The sequence below is a fragment of the Pseudomonas sp. Leaf129 genome (assembly GCF_001423465.1).
Classification (GTDB): Bacteria; Pseudomonadota; Gammaproteobacteria; order Pseudomonadales; family Pseudomonadaceae; genus Aquipseudomonas; species Aquipseudomonas coleopterorum.
On record NZ_LMOC01000001.1, the window covers coordinates 1,695,324 to 1,708,546 of the forward strand.

18 protein-coding genes are annotated in these 13,223 nt (G+C 60.7%); 10 read left to right on the forward strand and 8 right to left on the reverse strand.

Going from position 1 to position 13,223, the window contains the following annotated elements:
* Positions 1–73 precede the first annotated feature (73 nt).
* Complete coding sequence (locus ASF66_RS07375) at positions 74–544, forward strand: MaoC family dehydratase (protein WP_056843308.1); 471 nt, start codon at positions 74–76, stop codon at positions 542–544.
* 57 nt (positions 545–601) lie between these two features.
* Here ASF66_RS07375 and ASF66_RS23205 read toward each other — a convergent pair whose 3' ends face one another.
* The 3 genes from ASF66_RS23205 to ASF66_RS07385 all read right to left on the reverse strand — a co-directional run bounded on the left by ASF66_RS23205 (position 602) and on the right by ASF66_RS07385 (position 1,334).
* Positions 602–709 carry a cytochrome c oxidase subunit CcoM gene (locus tag ASF66_RS23205; protein WP_442962752.1) on the reverse strand — a complete coding sequence of 36 codons (108 nt, stop codon included), beginning with the start codon at positions 707–709 and terminating at the stop codon, positions 602–604.
* A gap of 73 nt (positions 710–782) precedes the next feature.
* Positions 783–983, reverse strand: a complete 201-nt coding sequence (locus ASF66_RS07380) for a hypothetical protein (protein WP_056843309.1) — start codon at positions 981–983, stop codon at positions 783–785.
* A 24-nt stretch (positions 984–1,007) separates the two neighbouring features.
* Positions 1,008–1,334 carry a hypothetical protein gene (locus ASF66_RS07385; protein WP_049861108.1) on the reverse strand — a complete coding sequence of 109 codons (327 nt, stop codon included), beginning with the start codon at positions 1,332–1,334 and terminating at the stop codon, positions 1,008–1,010.
* A gap of 191 nt (positions 1,335–1,525) precedes the next feature.
* Here ASF66_RS07385 and metG point away from each other — a divergent pair, with 191 nt between their 5' ends.
* From metG to ASF66_RS07405, 4 genes are all read left to right on the forward strand, one after another.
* Positions 1,526–3,571 (forward strand): methionine--tRNA ligase, encoded by a 2,046-nt coding sequence (gene metG, locus ASF66_RS07390; RefSeq protein WP_056843310.1) that lies wholly within the window; start codon positions 1,526–1,528, stop codon positions 3,569–3,571.
* Positions 3,572–3,675: 104 nt separating this feature from the next.
* Positions 3,676–4,500: an RnfABCDGE type electron transport complex subunit B gene (locus ASF66_RS07395; protein WP_056843311.1), complete on the forward strand. Its 825-nt coding sequence runs from the start codon at positions 3,676–3,678 to the stop codon at positions 4,498–4,500.
* A gap of 28 nt (positions 4,501–4,528) precedes the next feature.
* The gene (gene nth, locus ASF66_RS07400; protein WP_049861111.1) at positions 4,529–5,167 is read left to right on the forward strand and encodes an endonuclease III; all 639 of its coding nucleotides are present in this window, start codon (positions 4,529–4,531) and stop codon (positions 5,165–5,167) included.
* A 106-nt stretch (positions 5,168–5,273) separates the two neighbouring features.
* Positions 5,274–5,453 (forward strand): PA3496 family putative envelope integrity protein, encoded by a 180-nt coding sequence (locus ASF66_RS07405; protein WP_049861112.1) that lies wholly within the window; start codon positions 5,274–5,276, stop codon positions 5,451–5,453.
* Between the two features lie 21 nt (positions 5,454–5,474).
* Here ASF66_RS07405 and ASF66_RS07410 read toward each other — a convergent pair whose 3' ends face one another.
* Positions 5,475–6,101 (reverse strand): response regulator transcription factor, encoded by a 627-nt coding sequence (locus tag ASF66_RS07410; RefSeq protein WP_049861113.1) that lies wholly within the window; start codon positions 6,099–6,101, stop codon positions 5,475–5,477.
* Positions 6,102–6,574: 473 nt separating this feature from the next.
* Between ASF66_RS07410 and ASF66_RS07415 the strand changes: the two genes are divergently transcribed.
* Positions 6,575–7,123, forward strand: coding sequence for a hypothetical protein (locus ASF66_RS07415; RefSeq protein WP_156463143.1), 549 nt, complete (start codon positions 6,575–6,577; stop codon positions 7,121–7,123).
* Between the two features lie 76 nt (positions 7,124–7,199).
* On the opposite strand, the gene ASF66_RS07420 is transcribed toward ASF66_RS07415, so the two are convergent.
* Positions 7,200–8,417, reverse strand: coding sequence for an argininosuccinate synthase (locus ASF66_RS07420; protein ID WP_049861116.1), 1,218 nt, complete (start codon positions 8,415–8,417; stop codon positions 7,200–7,202).
* A gap of 97 nt (positions 8,418–8,514) precedes the next feature.
* On the reverse strand, positions 8,515–9,435 hold the full coding sequence (locus tag ASF66_RS07425) for a flagellar protein MotY (protein ID WP_056843313.1): 921 nt from the start codon (positions 9,433–9,435) through the stop codon (positions 8,515–8,517).
* 130 nt (positions 9,436–9,565) lie between these two features.
* Between ASF66_RS07425 and pyrC the strand changes: the two genes are divergently transcribed.
* The 4 genes from pyrC to bfr all read left to right on the forward strand — a co-directional run bounded on the left by pyrC (position 9,566) and on the right by bfr (position 12,328).
* Positions 9,566–10,612, forward strand: a complete 1,047-nt coding sequence (gene pyrC, locus ASF66_RS07430) for a dihydroorotase (protein ID WP_056843314.1) — start codon at positions 9,566–9,568, stop codon at positions 10,610–10,612.
* On the forward strand, positions 10,609–11,283 hold the full coding sequence (gene rnt, locus ASF66_RS07435) for a ribonuclease T (RefSeq protein WP_049861119.1): 675 nt from the start codon (positions 10,609–10,611) through the stop codon (positions 11,281–11,283). The genes pyrC and rnt overlap by 4 nt, the downstream gene beginning before the upstream one ends.
* A gap of 147 nt (positions 11,284–11,430) precedes the next feature.
* Positions 11,431–11,652, forward strand: a complete 222-nt coding sequence (locus tag ASF66_RS07440; RefSeq protein WP_049861120.1) for a bacterioferritin-associated ferredoxin — start codon at positions 11,431–11,433, stop codon at positions 11,650–11,652.
* 199 nt (positions 11,653–11,851) lie between these two features.
* Complete coding sequence (bfr, locus tag ASF66_RS07445; RefSeq protein ID WP_049861121.1) at positions 11,852–12,328, forward strand: bacterioferritin; 477 nt, start codon at positions 11,852–11,854, stop codon at positions 12,326–12,328.
* Between the two features lie 104 nt (positions 12,329–12,432).
* Here bfr and grxD read toward each other — a convergent pair whose 3' ends face one another.
* On the reverse strand, positions 12,433–12,774 hold the full coding sequence (grxD, locus tag ASF66_RS07450; protein ID WP_049861122.1) for a Grx4 family monothiol glutaredoxin: 342 nt from the start codon (positions 12,772–12,774) through the stop codon (positions 12,433–12,435).
* A gap of 133 nt (positions 12,775–12,907) precedes the next feature.
* Positions 12,908–13,201 (reverse strand): hypothetical protein, encoded by a 294-nt coding sequence (locus ASF66_RS07455; RefSeq protein ID WP_049861123.1) that lies wholly within the window; start codon positions 13,199–13,201, stop codon positions 12,908–12,910.
* Positions 13,202–13,223: the final 22 nt, after the last annotated feature.

Here is a 13,223-nt window from a genome sequence, read left to right on the forward strand (position 1 = left end):
CGACCCTCCTGTTAACATCGTGAATCTATTTGACGCGGCACCGGTCCCGTCAAGCCAAGGAACCCGCACCCCCATGACCCAAGTCAGCAATACTCCGTACGAAGCGCTCGAAGTCGGCCAGACCGCCAGCTTCAGCAAGACCGTGCAGGAGCGCGACATCCAGCTGTTCGCCGCGATGTCGGGAGACCACAACCCGATTCATCTGGACGCCGAGTTCGCCGCCGCCAGCATGTTCAAGGAGCGCATCGCCCATGGCATGTTCAGCGGTGCATTGATCAGCGCCGCTGTCGCGTGCGAGCTGCCCGGACCGGGCACCATCTACCTGGGTCAGCAGATGAGCTTCCAGAAACCGGTGAAACTGGGCGACACCTTGACCGTGCGCCTGGAAATCCTCGAAAAGCTGCCCAAGTTCCGTGTCCGCATCGCCACCCGCGTGTTCAATCAGCGCGATGAGCTGGTCGTCGACGGCGAAGCTGAAATCCTTGCCCCACGCAAGCAGCAGACCGTCACCCTGGTCAGCCCGCCACCCATCACCATCGCCTGAACGCGACCCACAAAAAAGGGGCGACCCTAGTCGCCCCTTTCGTTGATCCGCCACCGCTCACCGGTCACTGTAGGAATCTCTCCAGATGTACAGCGCAACGCCGACCGTGAGCAAGGTCGCGAGGCCGAAGGTCAGTGCCCCGGCAAAAAAAATGTCATCGAACATCATCGCTGGTCGTTCCCGCATCCACTCGAAACGTCACCCTACGCGGGCACGCCGTTGCCTGGATTGACCTAGGTCAACGCTTCTTCGGCTTCTTGGTCTTTTTCCTGGACTTGGCCGGATCCAGAGGAAGCGCCTGTTCGAAGGCCTGACGCATCTCGTTGAGGCGCTTGTCCTTGAGGTCGTGGATACGCTTGCCGCGTTCGCTGGCGAAATCGATCAGGTTGTCGTCTTGGCTCATGGCGGTGTCGAATCGGTGGCGAAAAGAATCGTTCATGATGCAGCGCGCGAACGGCCCTGCCTAGACCTGGATGTCGACCCACAGTCCCTGGCGCGGCGGGTCCTCGACCAAGGGGGCCACCGGTACCGTGTTGTCGGCGTTGAGCGAGTCGCCCGGCACCGGCGCGTGCTCATCCGGATCCGGTGGTCGGCCTTCGCGCTGACGCCGTCGCTGCTCCTCGCGCAGCACCAGCGCCGCTTGATCGGCATCGTGATGACGCAGATCGATGGCATTGTCATTGGAGCCTGGCTGAGCCGGCGCCACAGGTGCGATGCTCGGCGTTGGCTTGACCGGGTCGAGTTGCGAGGTCACCGGCACGACGCTGATCGGAATCAGGGGCGGAATCATGAGGGAGGTCTCCTAATCCCAGGTTGTCGGCAGCCGCGGCGGCAACTTGAGACATTTTGTCGCAGTCATGCAGGCCATGACATAGCGCTCCCCACTGGCTGGCGGCATCGCAGGCCCTGACAAGAGGTGAAAAAATCCCCTCGCGCCTTTATAGTGTTCGGTCTTCGTTTCACTTCCAGTAGCCGAGCCCCATGTCCGAGCCACGCAAGATTCTCGTCACCAGCGCCCTGCCCTATGCCAACGGTTCCATCCACCTTGGCCACATGCTGGAGTACATCCAGACCGATATGTGGGTGCGCTTCCAGAAGCATCGCGGCAATCAGTGCGTCTATGTCTGCGCAGACGACGCCCATGGCTCGGCCATCATGCTGCGTGCGGAAAAGGAAGGCATCACGCCCGAGCAACTGATCGCCAACGTCAAGGCCGAGCACAGCGCCGACTTCGCCGACTTCCTTGTGGACTTCGACAATTTCCACTCTACCCACAGTGAAGAAAACCGCGAGCTGTCCAGCGAGATCTACCTGAAGCTGCGCGATGCCGGCCATATCGCCCAGCGCTCGGTCACCCAGTATTTCGACCCGCAGAAGCAGATGTTCCTCGCCGACCGTTTCATCAAAGGCACCTGCCCCAAGTGTGCAGCGCCCGACCAGTACGGTGACAACTGCGAAAAGTGCGGCGCTACCTACGCGCCCACCGAGCTCAAGGATCCGAAATCGGCGATCTCGGGCGCCACGCCCGTGCTCAAGGACTCACAGCACTTCTTCTTCAAGCTGCCCGACTTCCAGCAGATGCTCGAAGGCTGGACCCGCAGTGGCACCCTGCAGGACGCGGTGGCCAACAAGATCGCCGAATGGCTCGATGCGGGCCTGCAGGAGTGGGACATTTCCCGCGATGCACCGTATTTTGGCTTCGAGATTCCGGGCGAACCCGGCAAATACTTCTATGTGTGGCTGGATGCGCCGATCGGTTACATGGCCAGCTTCAAGAACCTCTGCGCCCGCCGTCCGGAACTGGACTTCGATGCTTACTGGGCCAAGGATTCCACAGCCGAGCTGTACCACTTCATCGGCAAGGACATCATCAATTTCCATGCGCTGTTCTGGCCAGCCATGCTCGAAGGCGCCGGCTACCGCAAGCCGACGGCGCTCAACGTGCACGGCTTCCTGACGGTCAACGGCGAAAAGATGTCCAAGTCCCGTGGCACGTTCATCAAGGCCCGTACCTACCTGGATCACCTGGCGCCCGAGTACCTGCGCTACTACTTCGCGTCCAAGCTGGGCCGTGGCGTGGACGATCTGGACGTCAACCTCGACGACTTCGTGCAGAAGGTCAATTCCGACCTCGTCGGCAAGGTGGTCAACATCGCCAGCCGTTGTGCCGGTTTCGTCCACAAGGGCAACAACGGCGTATTGGTCGCCGCGAATGCCGCACCGGAGCTGACCAAGGCATTCCTGGACGCAACGCCCAGCATCGCCGAAGCCTACGAAGTGCGCGACTTCGCCCGCGCCATGCGCGAAATCATGGCCTTGGCCGACCGTGCCAATGCCTGGATCGCCGAGAAAGCACCTTGGTCGCTGGCCAAGCAGGAAGGCCGCGCCGACGAAGTGCAGGCCGTCTGCGCAGTGGGTATCAACCTATTCCGCCAGCTGATCATCTTCCTCAAGCCGGTCCTGCCCGAGCTCGCACGGGAAGCCGAACGTTTCCTCAATATCGAGCCACTGACCTGGAACGACCACACTACCTGGCTCGCCGAGCACTCGCTCAACCCGTTCCAGGCATTGATGACCCGCATCGACCCGGTCAAGGTGCAGGCCATGACCGACGCTTCCAAGCAGGACCTGGCCGCTGCTCAGGATCCTGCCGTAGCGGCCACTGGTAACGGTGAGCTGGCCAAGGAGCCATTGGCTGCCGAAATCGATTTCGATGCGTTCGCCGCGGTCGATCTGCGCGTTGCGCTGATCCTCAAGGCCGAAGCCGTCGAAGGCGCGGACAAGCTGCTGCGCCTGACCCTGGACATCGGCGATGAACAACGCAACGTCTTCTCCGGGATCAAGAGCGCCTATCCGGACCCGGCTGCGCTGGAGGGTCGACTGACGATGATGATTGCCAACCTCAAGCCTCGCAAGATGCGCTTCGGCGTCTCCGAGGGCATGGTCATGGCCGCAGGCCCTGGCGGCGAGGAGATCTACCTGCTCAGCCCCGACAGCGGTGCCAAGCCGGGCCAGCGTATCAAGTAAGCCAAGGCTCACGCGCCCTGCCGCTTGTCTTCATCGCAAGACGAGCGGCGGGATCGCCGCCATCTCACCATCGACACATGCCTCCCTTTGCATTCCGGCCTTCCATGAACCTGATCGAACGCATTGACGCATTGCTGCCACAGACTCAGTGCGGCAAATGTGGCCATGCTGGCTGCCGGCCCTACGCAGCCGGCATCGAGGCCGGCGAGCCGATCAACCGTTGCCCGCCGGGGGGTACGGCGACCATCGCCGCCTTGGCGCAGCTGCTTGAGGTACCGGTGCTGGCGCCGGACCCGACCCATGGTACGGCCCCCGCCCAGATCGCCTATATACGCGAAGCCGAATGCATCGGCTGCACCAAGTGCATCCAGGCCTGTCCGGTGGACGCCATTCTCGGCGCCGCGAAGTTGATGCACAGCGTGCTGGTCGACGAATGCACCGGTTGCGACCTGTGCGTTGCACCCTGCCCTGTCGATTGCATCGAAATGCGCCCCTCACCAGCGTCAGCGTTCACGTCGTTGGCGAGCGACCCCGGCTGCAGCACGCAACAGCAACGTGTGCGTCTGCACAAGCGCGATCGCGCCCGCCAACGCTACGAAGCCCGGAACCAGCGCCTGCAAAAAGTCCAGGCGGCACGCCACGCCGAGCGATCAACCAGGCCGCAGCGAGCGGCGACCCTCGCGCTACCGCCGTCCCCGGCCATGTCGGCGATCGAGCGGATCAAGGCGGCAAAGGCGGCCCAGGCAAGCACTGGCGATGGCGCTCTGAAAGAGGCGAGAATCGCCGTGGCCATGAGCCGTGCGCAGTTGGCGAAAACCCAGAAGGCTTTCGTGACCCCACCCACGTTCGAGCAGTTCCTCATACTCGAAGCTCTGAGCCGCGAACATGAGGCCGCTGAAGAGCGGCTCACAGCGCTTCAATCACTCTAGCCCCGCCCGCGAAGGACCAATCCGCCCCATGAACGCCACGAAACGCCAGGAAATCTTCCGCCGGCTTCACGAAGACAACCCTGAGCCCAAGACTGAACTGGCCTATGGTTCACCCTTCGAATTGCTGATCGCGGTGATTCTTTCTGCGCAATCCACCGACGTCGGTGTGAACAAGGCGACTGCGAAGCTGTTTCCCGTCGCGCCGACGCCCCAGGCGATGCATGCGCTGGGTGTCGAGGGGCTATCGAGCTACATCAAGACCATCGGTCTCTACAACAGCAAGGCCCGCAATGTCATCGAGACCTGTCGCTTGCTCGTCGAAAGGCACGGTGGCGAGGTGCCACAAACCCGCGAGGCCCTCGAAGCGCTTCCCGGGGTCGGCCGCAAGACCGCCAACGTGGTGCTCAATACGGCGTTTCGACAACTGACCATGGCCGTCGACACGCACATATTCCGCGTTAGCAACCGGACCGGAATCGCCCCCGGCAAGAACGTGGTGGAAGTTGAACGGAAACTGATGAAGTTCGTCCCTCGGCCTTACCTGCTCGACTCGCATCACTGGCTGATCCTGCACGGGCGTTACGTCTGCCAGGCACGCAAGCCCCGCTGCGGCAGCTGTCGCATCGAAGACCTGTGTGAATACAAGCACAAGACCAGCGACGATTGAGGTTGCCTGTAAGAGCTCGGCTCTCGATTGAAAAAATCTTTTTTACGCCGTCTTCGAATATCGCTATAAGGTCCGCCATTGGCAGCACATGCCTGGAGCTGACGTCATGAGTACCGATAAAGAAGTGCTGGAAACGGAAGACGACTTCATCACCGCTGAGAGTGAAGAAGCCGAGCCCGTCGTCGAGCCCGTCAAGAGCAATCTGAGCAAGCGCCGTACGATCGATAACCTGCTCGAGGAAAGACGTCTGCAACGGCAGTTGGCTGACTACGATTTCGATCTATAGGCCACACGGCCTGCCTGCAGATCAGGCCAACCCATTGCGCTGAGCCAACTCGATCAGATCGACGAGCGACCGGGCATTGAGCTTCTGTAGCAAGCGCGTCTTGTAGGTGCTCACGGTCTTGTTGCTCAGAAACATGCCATCGGCGATCTGCTTGTTCGATTTGCCCTTGGCCAGTTGCTGCAACACCATCATTTCTCGCCCCGACAGGCGATCCACCATGTCGGCCTCCGAGGCATTGCCCAGGCTCGCTCGCACCGAGTGCAAGGCCTGGTTGGGGAAATAGCTGTAGCCAGACAGTACCGCCTTGATCGCGCTGAGCAACTCGGTGAGATCCTGCTGCTTGCACACATAACCCGCCGCACCCGCCTGCATGCAGCGCATGGAAAAATGCCCCGGCGCCTGCGAGGTCAGCACCATCACCTTGAGCTGAGGTTCGCTTACCGTCAGCCGGCTGATCACCTCCAGCCCATCGAGCTTGGGAATCCCGATGTCGAGGATGACGATGTCGGGCGCATGGTCACGGGCCAGTTGCAGCGCATCGACACCATTGTCGGTCTCGGCAACCACCTCGTAGCCATGGCGCTCCATCAGCAGCCGCACGGCGAGGCGGATGACCGGATGATCGTCCACGATCAGCACTTTATTCATGGGAAGATCCAATTTTTCGCGGTTCGAATTCTAGAGCCCGCACATTACCCCAGACACCTGCCGTCTTCGACGATTCAGAATCCGGGCAGGCAATAACTAAGACACTTCCTACAATGACAGGAGAATATTCCTACATATTGAGCCTGTGAAAATTCTTGTACAGTGCCTGACGGCTTCGAGCTCTGCTTATGAAACTAAGGAGCAGGAGCATTGCATAATTGCCCTGCCGCTTCAATTGAGCCGTGCCCTGTAAACCAGCCAAGCTGTTGCAGGATAAATACCACCTGGAAACGCTCGCCATTTCGGAAGCAAAGCGCCGCGCCAGAGCCTTCACGACGGCTCCTGACGCCTTCTGCCTACTCAGGGTCCCGCGGCTTTGTCGGTTGGATAATTATGCATCCTGCGCAGCCCGGCGAGCCTACTACTATCGGTGGCCAAGCAACCATCGGCCCATGCGGCCCTGCGAGGCATTCGTGGCCCACAAGAAAATCACCCGTCCCAACCCGCTCGGCATCATCGCCTTGTTCACAGCGATGGTCGAGGCATCCGCCTTGGCCAGCCTGCCCTTTCTGGATGAAACCAGCCAGACGATCTATATATGGTTTCTGGTGGGCTTTCCAACTTTCCTGGCCATTCTTTTTTTCGCCACGCTCAACTTCAATCGCCGAGCGCTTTACTCGCCATCGGACTTCGAAAGTTCGGCTTACTTCATGGAAAGTCTGGATACCGAAGTGGACGTTCATAAACATCATGTCGACAATCGGGTGACGCTGGCGCACAACGACTTGCACATCATCGACACCAGTAGCCTGCCAACGCGAGCGCGCATGACGGCCAATCTTGAACGGCTGGCCAGTGCGCTCGAGACGCGCAAGCACGCCAGACCTCTGCTGATCGTGCTGGTAGGACAGACTCCCCCGCCCCCCTTGTCCAATGCGCTGGCGGCGCGACTGGCCAGGCTCAATTGCCAGGTCGCGGCGTTGCAACCGAACCGACTGAAGTGGACGGTACTGTTGGGATAATAAAAAACCCCGGTCGAGACCGGGGTTTTCGGGACACGCCTGGCGGGTATCGCGACCGCTGCTGTGAAAACAGCTGTCAGAACAACGTGCGGCCCTTGTTCGCGGCAATGCGCATACGCAAGGCGTTGAGCTTGATGAAGCCCGCCGCGTCGGCCTGGTTGTAGGCGCCGCCGTCTTCCTCGAAGGTCGCGATATTGGCGTCGAACAGCGAGTCATCGGACTTGCGGCCAGTGACGATCACGTTGCCCTTGTACAGCTTGAGCCGGACCACACCGTTCACGTTGACCTGCGAGGCGTCGATCATCTGCTGCAGCATCACGCGCTCAGGGCTCCACCAGTAGCCGGTGTAGATCAAGCTGGCGTACTTGGGCATCAGCTCGTCCTTGAGGTGCGCCACTTCGCGATCCAGGGTAATGGATTCGATGGCACGGTGGGCGCGCAGCATGATGGTGCCGCCTGGGGTTTCGTAGCAACCCCGGGACTTCATCCCCACATAGCGGTTCTCGACGATGTCCAGCCGGCCAATGCCGTGCTCGCCGCCGATGCGGTTCAGGGTGGCCAGCACGGTGGCAGGTGTCATCTCGACGCCGTCCAGCGCGACGATGTCGCCGTTGCGGTAGGTCAGCTCCAGATACTGCGGGGTATTCGGGGCGTTCTCCGGCGAGACCGTCCAACGCCACATGTCTTCTTCGTGCTCGGTCCAGGTGTCTTCGAGCACGCCGCCTTCATAGGAGATGTGCAACAGGTTGGCGTCCATCGAGTACGGCGACTTCTTCTTGCCGTGGCGCTCGATCGGAATGTTGTGCTTCTCGGCGTAGTCCATCAGCTTTTCACGCGAGAGCAGGTCCCACTCGCGCCATGGCGCGATGACCTTGACGCCCGGCTTGAGCGCATAGGCACCCAGCTCGAAACGCACCTGGTCATTGCCCTTGCCGGTGGCGCCGTGGGAGATGGCATCCGCACCGGTTTCGTTGGCGATTTCGATCAAGCGCTTGGCGATCAACGGCCGTGCGATGGATGTGCCCAGCAGGTATTCGCCTTCGTACACGGTGTTGGCACGGAACATCGGGAACACGAAGTCGCGCACGAACTCTTCGCGCAGGTCGTCGATGTAGATTTCCTTGACGCCCATGGCCTGCGCCTTGGCGCGTGCCGGCTCGACCTCTTCGCCCTGGCCGAGATCGGCAGTGAAGGTCACTACTTCACAGTTATAAGTGTCCTGCAGCCACTTGAGGATCACCGAAGTGTCCAGGCCGCCGGAATACGCCAGAACGACCTTGTTTACGTCCGCCATGCCATCACTCCACGGGGTTCTACGGAAAGCCGTCGATTCTACCGCCCAAGGCTACGAATTTACAGGGGCGCGACAGCTTTGGTTGAACACGCGACAGTCACAATGGTTTCGCTGGCGGCTTGTCGGTGGCCAGAACGGCGGGCGAATCGGCGGCCGGGGCAGCGCTTGGCGGCGCCTCCACACGAGCCAACTCGATGCTCACGCGACGGTTTCGGGCCCGATTGGCAGCGTTGCTGTTGGCCACCAGCGGATAGCTTTCGCCGTGAAAGCGCAAGGTGATCTGGCTTTCGCTCATGCCATGGGCCAACAGGTAGTCCTGAACGGCCAGCGCCCGGCGCCTGGACAGGTCGCGGTTCACCAGACGGTTGCCGCTGTTGTCCGAATGGCCGTCGAGCTGCACGTGATTGACGCTGGGATCGGCTTTCATGAAGGCCAGAAGCTTGTCCAGACGCGCCTTGGCCGGCGCGTCGAGTTCGAGACCGCGGGGAAAGCCCACTTCGCTCAGGCGAATCTGGTCGTAGTTCATCGGCAACAGCTTAGCCGCACAGGCCTGGTACTCGCCGAAAGCCTGGCCGAAGCGTGCCGACAGCAGGCGGATTTCCACCGGCTGTCCGCCGGACTGGCTGCGTATCAGGGTCATGCGCCCTTCCAGCAGCCCGTTCATCAGACCACTGGCCTGGCTTTGCGAGCTGGTCAGCAGGGCTTCGCCATGGCCCAGCCGGACGCTGCCCAGGTTGATGTCGCCACGGCCCGGCTGCCAGGGTGCTGCGGCAGCCAGAAGGGTCGCAGAGCCCGTCCCCAGCAGACGGCTGGCCGAGTTGAGGCGAAATACCGCCTGCTCACCCGCACGCCGCACGAATTCCGCCGAGCCGAAATTGGCAACCGGCTGGCCCAACCGGCACTCGAACTGATCGCCCGCCACTTTCCACTCGACGTTCTCCAGACGGGTCTGGAAATTCATCGCCAGGGCCGGAAGGCTGGCAAACACACTGAGCAGGGCAAGATAACGCTGGCGCACGACAGGCTCCACGGGTTCGAACGGGGTACTTCCAAGGTATCGGACATGGCCTGCAAAACTTGATAGCGGATGCCGTGGGCGGCGTTTTCCGGTAGCATTCGCGGCGAGTTCGAACCGCCTGGAATCCCCAATGTCCGACCGCCTGACCCTTCTGCGTCCCGACGACTGGCACATACATCTTCGTGATGGTGCCGTGCTGCCGCATACCGTGGCCGATGTATCGCGGATCTTCGCCCGCGCCATCGTCATGCCCAACCTGGTACCGCCGGTGCGCACCGCCGCCGACGCCGATGCCTATCGCCAGCGCATCCTTGCCGCACGCCCCGCAGGCAGCGCCTTCGAACCGCTGATGACCTTGTACCTGACCGACCGCACCAGCGCAGCCGACATCCGTGCCGCCGCCGCTTGCGGATTCGTCAAGGCGGCCAAGATGTACCCGGCCGGCGCCACCACCAATTCCGATTCCGGGGTCACCAGCCTGGACAACATCACCGAGGCGCTCGAAGCGCTCAGCGATGCCGGGATGCCCCTGCTGATTCACGGCGAAGTCACTCGTGGTGACGTCGACGTGTTCGACCGCGAGAAAATCTTCATCGACGAGCACATGCGCCGGTTGGTGGAGCGCTTCCCGACGCTCAAGGTCGTCTTCGAGCACATCACCACCGCCGAGGCCGCCGAGTTCGTCAAGGCCGCCCCGGCCAATGTCGCCGCGACCATCACGCCTCAGCACCTGCTCTACAACCGCAATCACATGCTGGTGGGCGGAATCCGGCCGCACTTCTATTGCCTGCCGATCCTCAAGCGCAATACCCATCAGGTCGCCCTGCTCGACGCCGCCACCAGCGGCAGCGGCAAGTTCTTCCTGGGTACCGATTCGGCGCCCCATGCCCAGCATGCGAAAGAAGCCGCTTGCGGCTGCGCCGGTTGCTACAGTGCATACGCCGGCATCGAGCTGTATGCCGAGGCGTTCGAGCAGCGCAATGCCCTGGACAAACTCGAGGGCTTCGCCAGCCTGCACGGCCCGGACTTCTACGGCCTGTCCCGCAACACCGACACCATTACCCTGGTCCGCGACGAGTGGACCGCCCCAACCAGCCTGCCCTTCGGTGAGCAGGTCGTCATTCCGCTGCGCGCCGGTGAAAAACTGCGCTGGCGCCTGCTGGAGAAAGATGCGTGAGTGAAGACAACTACGACGACGAAGACACGGGCAATGCGGGTACGGGCTCGCGCCATCCCATGGCCGCCCGTTTTCGTGGCTACCTGCCGGTAGTCGTGGACGTGGAGACTGGCGGCTTCAACAGCGCTACCGATGCCTTGCTGGAGATCGCCGCGACCACGATCGGCATGGACGAGAAGGGTTTCGTGTTTCCCGACCACACCTACTTCTTCCGCGTCGAACCGTTCGAAGGGGCCAACATCGAGGCCGCGGCGCTGGAGTTCACCGGTATCAAGCTGGATCACCCCCTGCGCATGGCGGTCAGCGAAGAGACAGCACTGACCGACATCTTCCGCGGCATCCGCAAGGCGCTCAAAGCCAACGGCTGCAAGCGCGCGATCCTGGTGGGCCACAACAGCAGCTTCGACCTTGGCTTTCTCAACGCTGCGGTCGCGCGTACCGACATGAAGCGCAACCCGTTCCATCCTTTCTCCAGCTTCGACACCGCCACCCTGGCGGGCCTTGCCTACGGTCAGACCGTTCTGGCAAAAGCATGCCAGGCCGCGGATATCGACTTCGACGGCCGCGAAGCCCATTCCGCGCGATATGACACGGAAAAGACTGCCGAGCTGTTCTGCGGCATCGTCAACCGCTGGAAGCAGATGGGCGGCTGGCAGGACTTCAACGATTGAGCACCTGCGCAGGAGCTGCCGGCAACGGCCGGCGCTCCTGCACCGTTCATCGATTGTCACAAGCGTAGTCGCGAGTTGTTTTGACAAGCATTCTCATTAACATTAGGATCGTCCGCACTGAAACCAACACAGCGGCGGTTCTTACGTATGTATGTCTGTCTTTGCCAGGGTGTCACCGATGGTCAGATTCGCGATGCAATCTACGAAGGCTGCTGCAGCTATCGTGATGTGCGCGAAACCCTCGGCGTTGCTACTCAATGCGGTAAATGTGCCTGCCTTGCCAAGGAAGTGGTACGCGATACGCTGACGCAAATCCAGACTGCCCAGGCATCCACCCTGTCCTACCCCGTGGAATTTACACCTGCCTGAAGCACCCCCCTTTTGAGAAACCGGGCCATGCCCGGTTTTTTTATGTCTGAAATACAATGACTTAGCAACAAACGCGGAACTCAGTCATTCTTATTCCGATTAATTTTCATATAGTATTCAATAACTTAGGTTTGACATGGCAACTTCCTGAGGCCAAACTTCGCGCTATTACTCCTATTCCCGCGCAGGCTCTCCGACCATGAAAGGCGAAATCAGCGTCATCCAGCATCTCAACAGAATCCTCGGAAACGAGCTGGTCGCCATCAACCAATACTTTCTGCATGCCCGCATGTACGAAGATTGGGGTCTGAACAAGCTGGGCAAGCACGAGTACAAGGCCTCGATCGATGCCATGAAGTACGCCGACAAGCTGATCAAGCGCATTCTCTTCCTCGAGGGGATTCCCAACCTTCAGGAACTGGGCAAGATCCTGATCGGTGAACACGCCAGCGAAATGCTCGGCTGCGACCTGAAAATCGAATACAAGGGTCTGGCCGATCTGAAAGGCGCCATCGCCCACTGCGAGACTGCCGGTGACTTCGGTAGCCGTGAAATGCTCGAAGACATCCTTGAAGGCAAGGAAGAGCAGATCGATTGGCTGGAAACCCAGCTGAGCCTCATCGACAAGGTTGGAATCGAGAACTACCTGCAGTCGAGCATGGGCGAAGAAGACTGATCCCACTGCGCTGCCGAAGCGGCACCATGAAAAAGCCCCGCGCTGTGTGAACAGGCGGGGCTTTTTTCGTTCCTGGCCGACTTGAATGTCGGCCACTCACGGGATCAGGCGTCGGCTTTTGGCTGAGCGGCCTTGGCCGAAGCTTCCTTGACCAGGGTCTGCAATTCACCGTTGGCAGCCATTTCGGCCACGATGTCGCTGCCTCCTACCAGTTCACCGGCTACCCACAGCTGCGGGAAGGTCGGCCAGTTGGCGTACTTGGGCAGGTTGGCGCGAATTTCAGGGTTCTGCAGGATGTCGACGTAGGCGAATTTTTCGCCACAGGCCATGATTGCCTGCGAAGCCTTGGCCGAGAAACCGCACTGAGGCGCGTTCGGCGAGCCTTTCATGTAAAGCAGGATTGTGTTGTTGGCAATCTGCTCTTTGATCGTTTCGATAATATCCATGGAGCACCTCGCTCGGCTTGTCTATCCGACACTGTCGTCGGCACGGTGAGGCATTGTAACGGAAAGCCGAGCGCAACGCTCGGGCTCTTGCAGCGCGGGGCGTTGGGAGAAGAGCTTGCGGTGGTCGACCGATTCAGTTCATCGGCACAGAAGAAGGCAATGCCTGCATCTGGATTTCCAGCACCGTCTCGACTTCTTCCTGGGCAACATGCACGCCGGTCAGTTCGCCGATGAGTCGCCAGTGGTCGTCCAGTCCGGTGCTGATGGTCGCCATGCGATCGATCATGTGTTTGCCGGCAGAACGTGTGACCTCGTCGGAACTGCGCAGCAGCTCGAACGACATGGAGGTCATGGACGCCGTCAGGTGGGTCAGGGTGCGGGCGGTCAGACCCAGCAGCTCCAGCAGTTGTTGTTCTTTCGATTCCATTCCGCAAACTCCGTGTGCTTCT

Excerpts from the sequence above, each read along its gene's own strand:
- metG (WP_056843310.1), top strand. The coding sequence starts at position 1,526 with ATGTCCGAGCCACGCAAGATTCTCGTCACCAGCGCCCTGCCCTATGCC.
- ASF66_RS07395 (WP_056843311.1), top strand. The coding sequence starts at position 3,676 with ATGAACCTGATCGAACGCATTGACGCATTGCTGCCACAGACTCAGTGC.
- ASF66_RS07385 (WP_049861108.1), bottom strand. The coding sequence starts at position 1,334 with ATGATTCCGCCCCTGATTCCGATCAGCGTCGTGCCGGTGACCTCGCAA.
- ASF66_RS07455 (WP_049861123.1), bottom strand. The coding sequence starts at position 13,201 with ATGGAATCGAAAGAACAACAACTGCTGGAGCTGCTGGGTCTGACCGCC.
- ASF66_RS07375 (WP_056843308.1), top strand. The coding sequence starts at position 74 with ATGACCCAAGTCAGCAATACTCCGTACGAAGCGCTCGAAGTCGGCCAG.
- ASF66_RS23205 (WP_442962752.1), bottom strand. The coding sequence starts at position 709 with ATGTTCGATGACATTTTTTTTGCCGGGGCACTGACCTTCGGCCTCGCG.
- ASF66_RS07440 (WP_049861120.1), top strand. The coding sequence starts at position 11,431 with ATGTATGTCTGTCTTTGCCAGGGTGTCACCGATGGTCAGATTCGCGAT.
- bfr (WP_049861121.1), top strand. The coding sequence starts at position 11,852 with ATGAAAGGCGAAATCAGCGTCATCCAGCATCTCAACAGAATCCTCGGA.
- pyrC (WP_056843314.1), top strand. The coding sequence starts at position 9,566 with ATGTCCGACCGCCTGACCCTTCTGCGTCCCGACGACTGGCACATACAT.
- ASF66_RS07410 (WP_049861113.1), bottom strand. The coding sequence starts at position 6,101 with ATGAATAAAGTGCTGATCGTGGACGATCATCCGGTCATCCGCCTCGCC.
- grxD (WP_049861122.1), bottom strand. The coding sequence starts at position 12,774 with ATGGATATTATCGAAACGATCAAAGAGCAGATTGCCAACAACACAATC.
- ASF66_RS07420 (WP_049861116.1), bottom strand. The coding sequence starts at position 8,417 with ATGGCGGACGTAAACAAGGTCGTTCTGGCGTATTCCGGCGGCCTGGAC.
- ASF66_RS07405 (WP_049861112.1), top strand. The coding sequence starts at position 5,274 with ATGAGTACCGATAAAGAAGTGCTGGAAACGGAAGACGACTTCATCACC.
- nth (WP_049861111.1), top strand. The coding sequence starts at position 4,529 with ATGAACGCCACGAAACGCCAGGAAATCTTCCGCCGGCTTCACGAAGAC.
- ASF66_RS07380 (WP_056843309.1), bottom strand. The coding sequence starts at position 983 with ATGAACGATTCTTTTCGCCACCGATTCGACACCGCCATGAGCCAAGAC.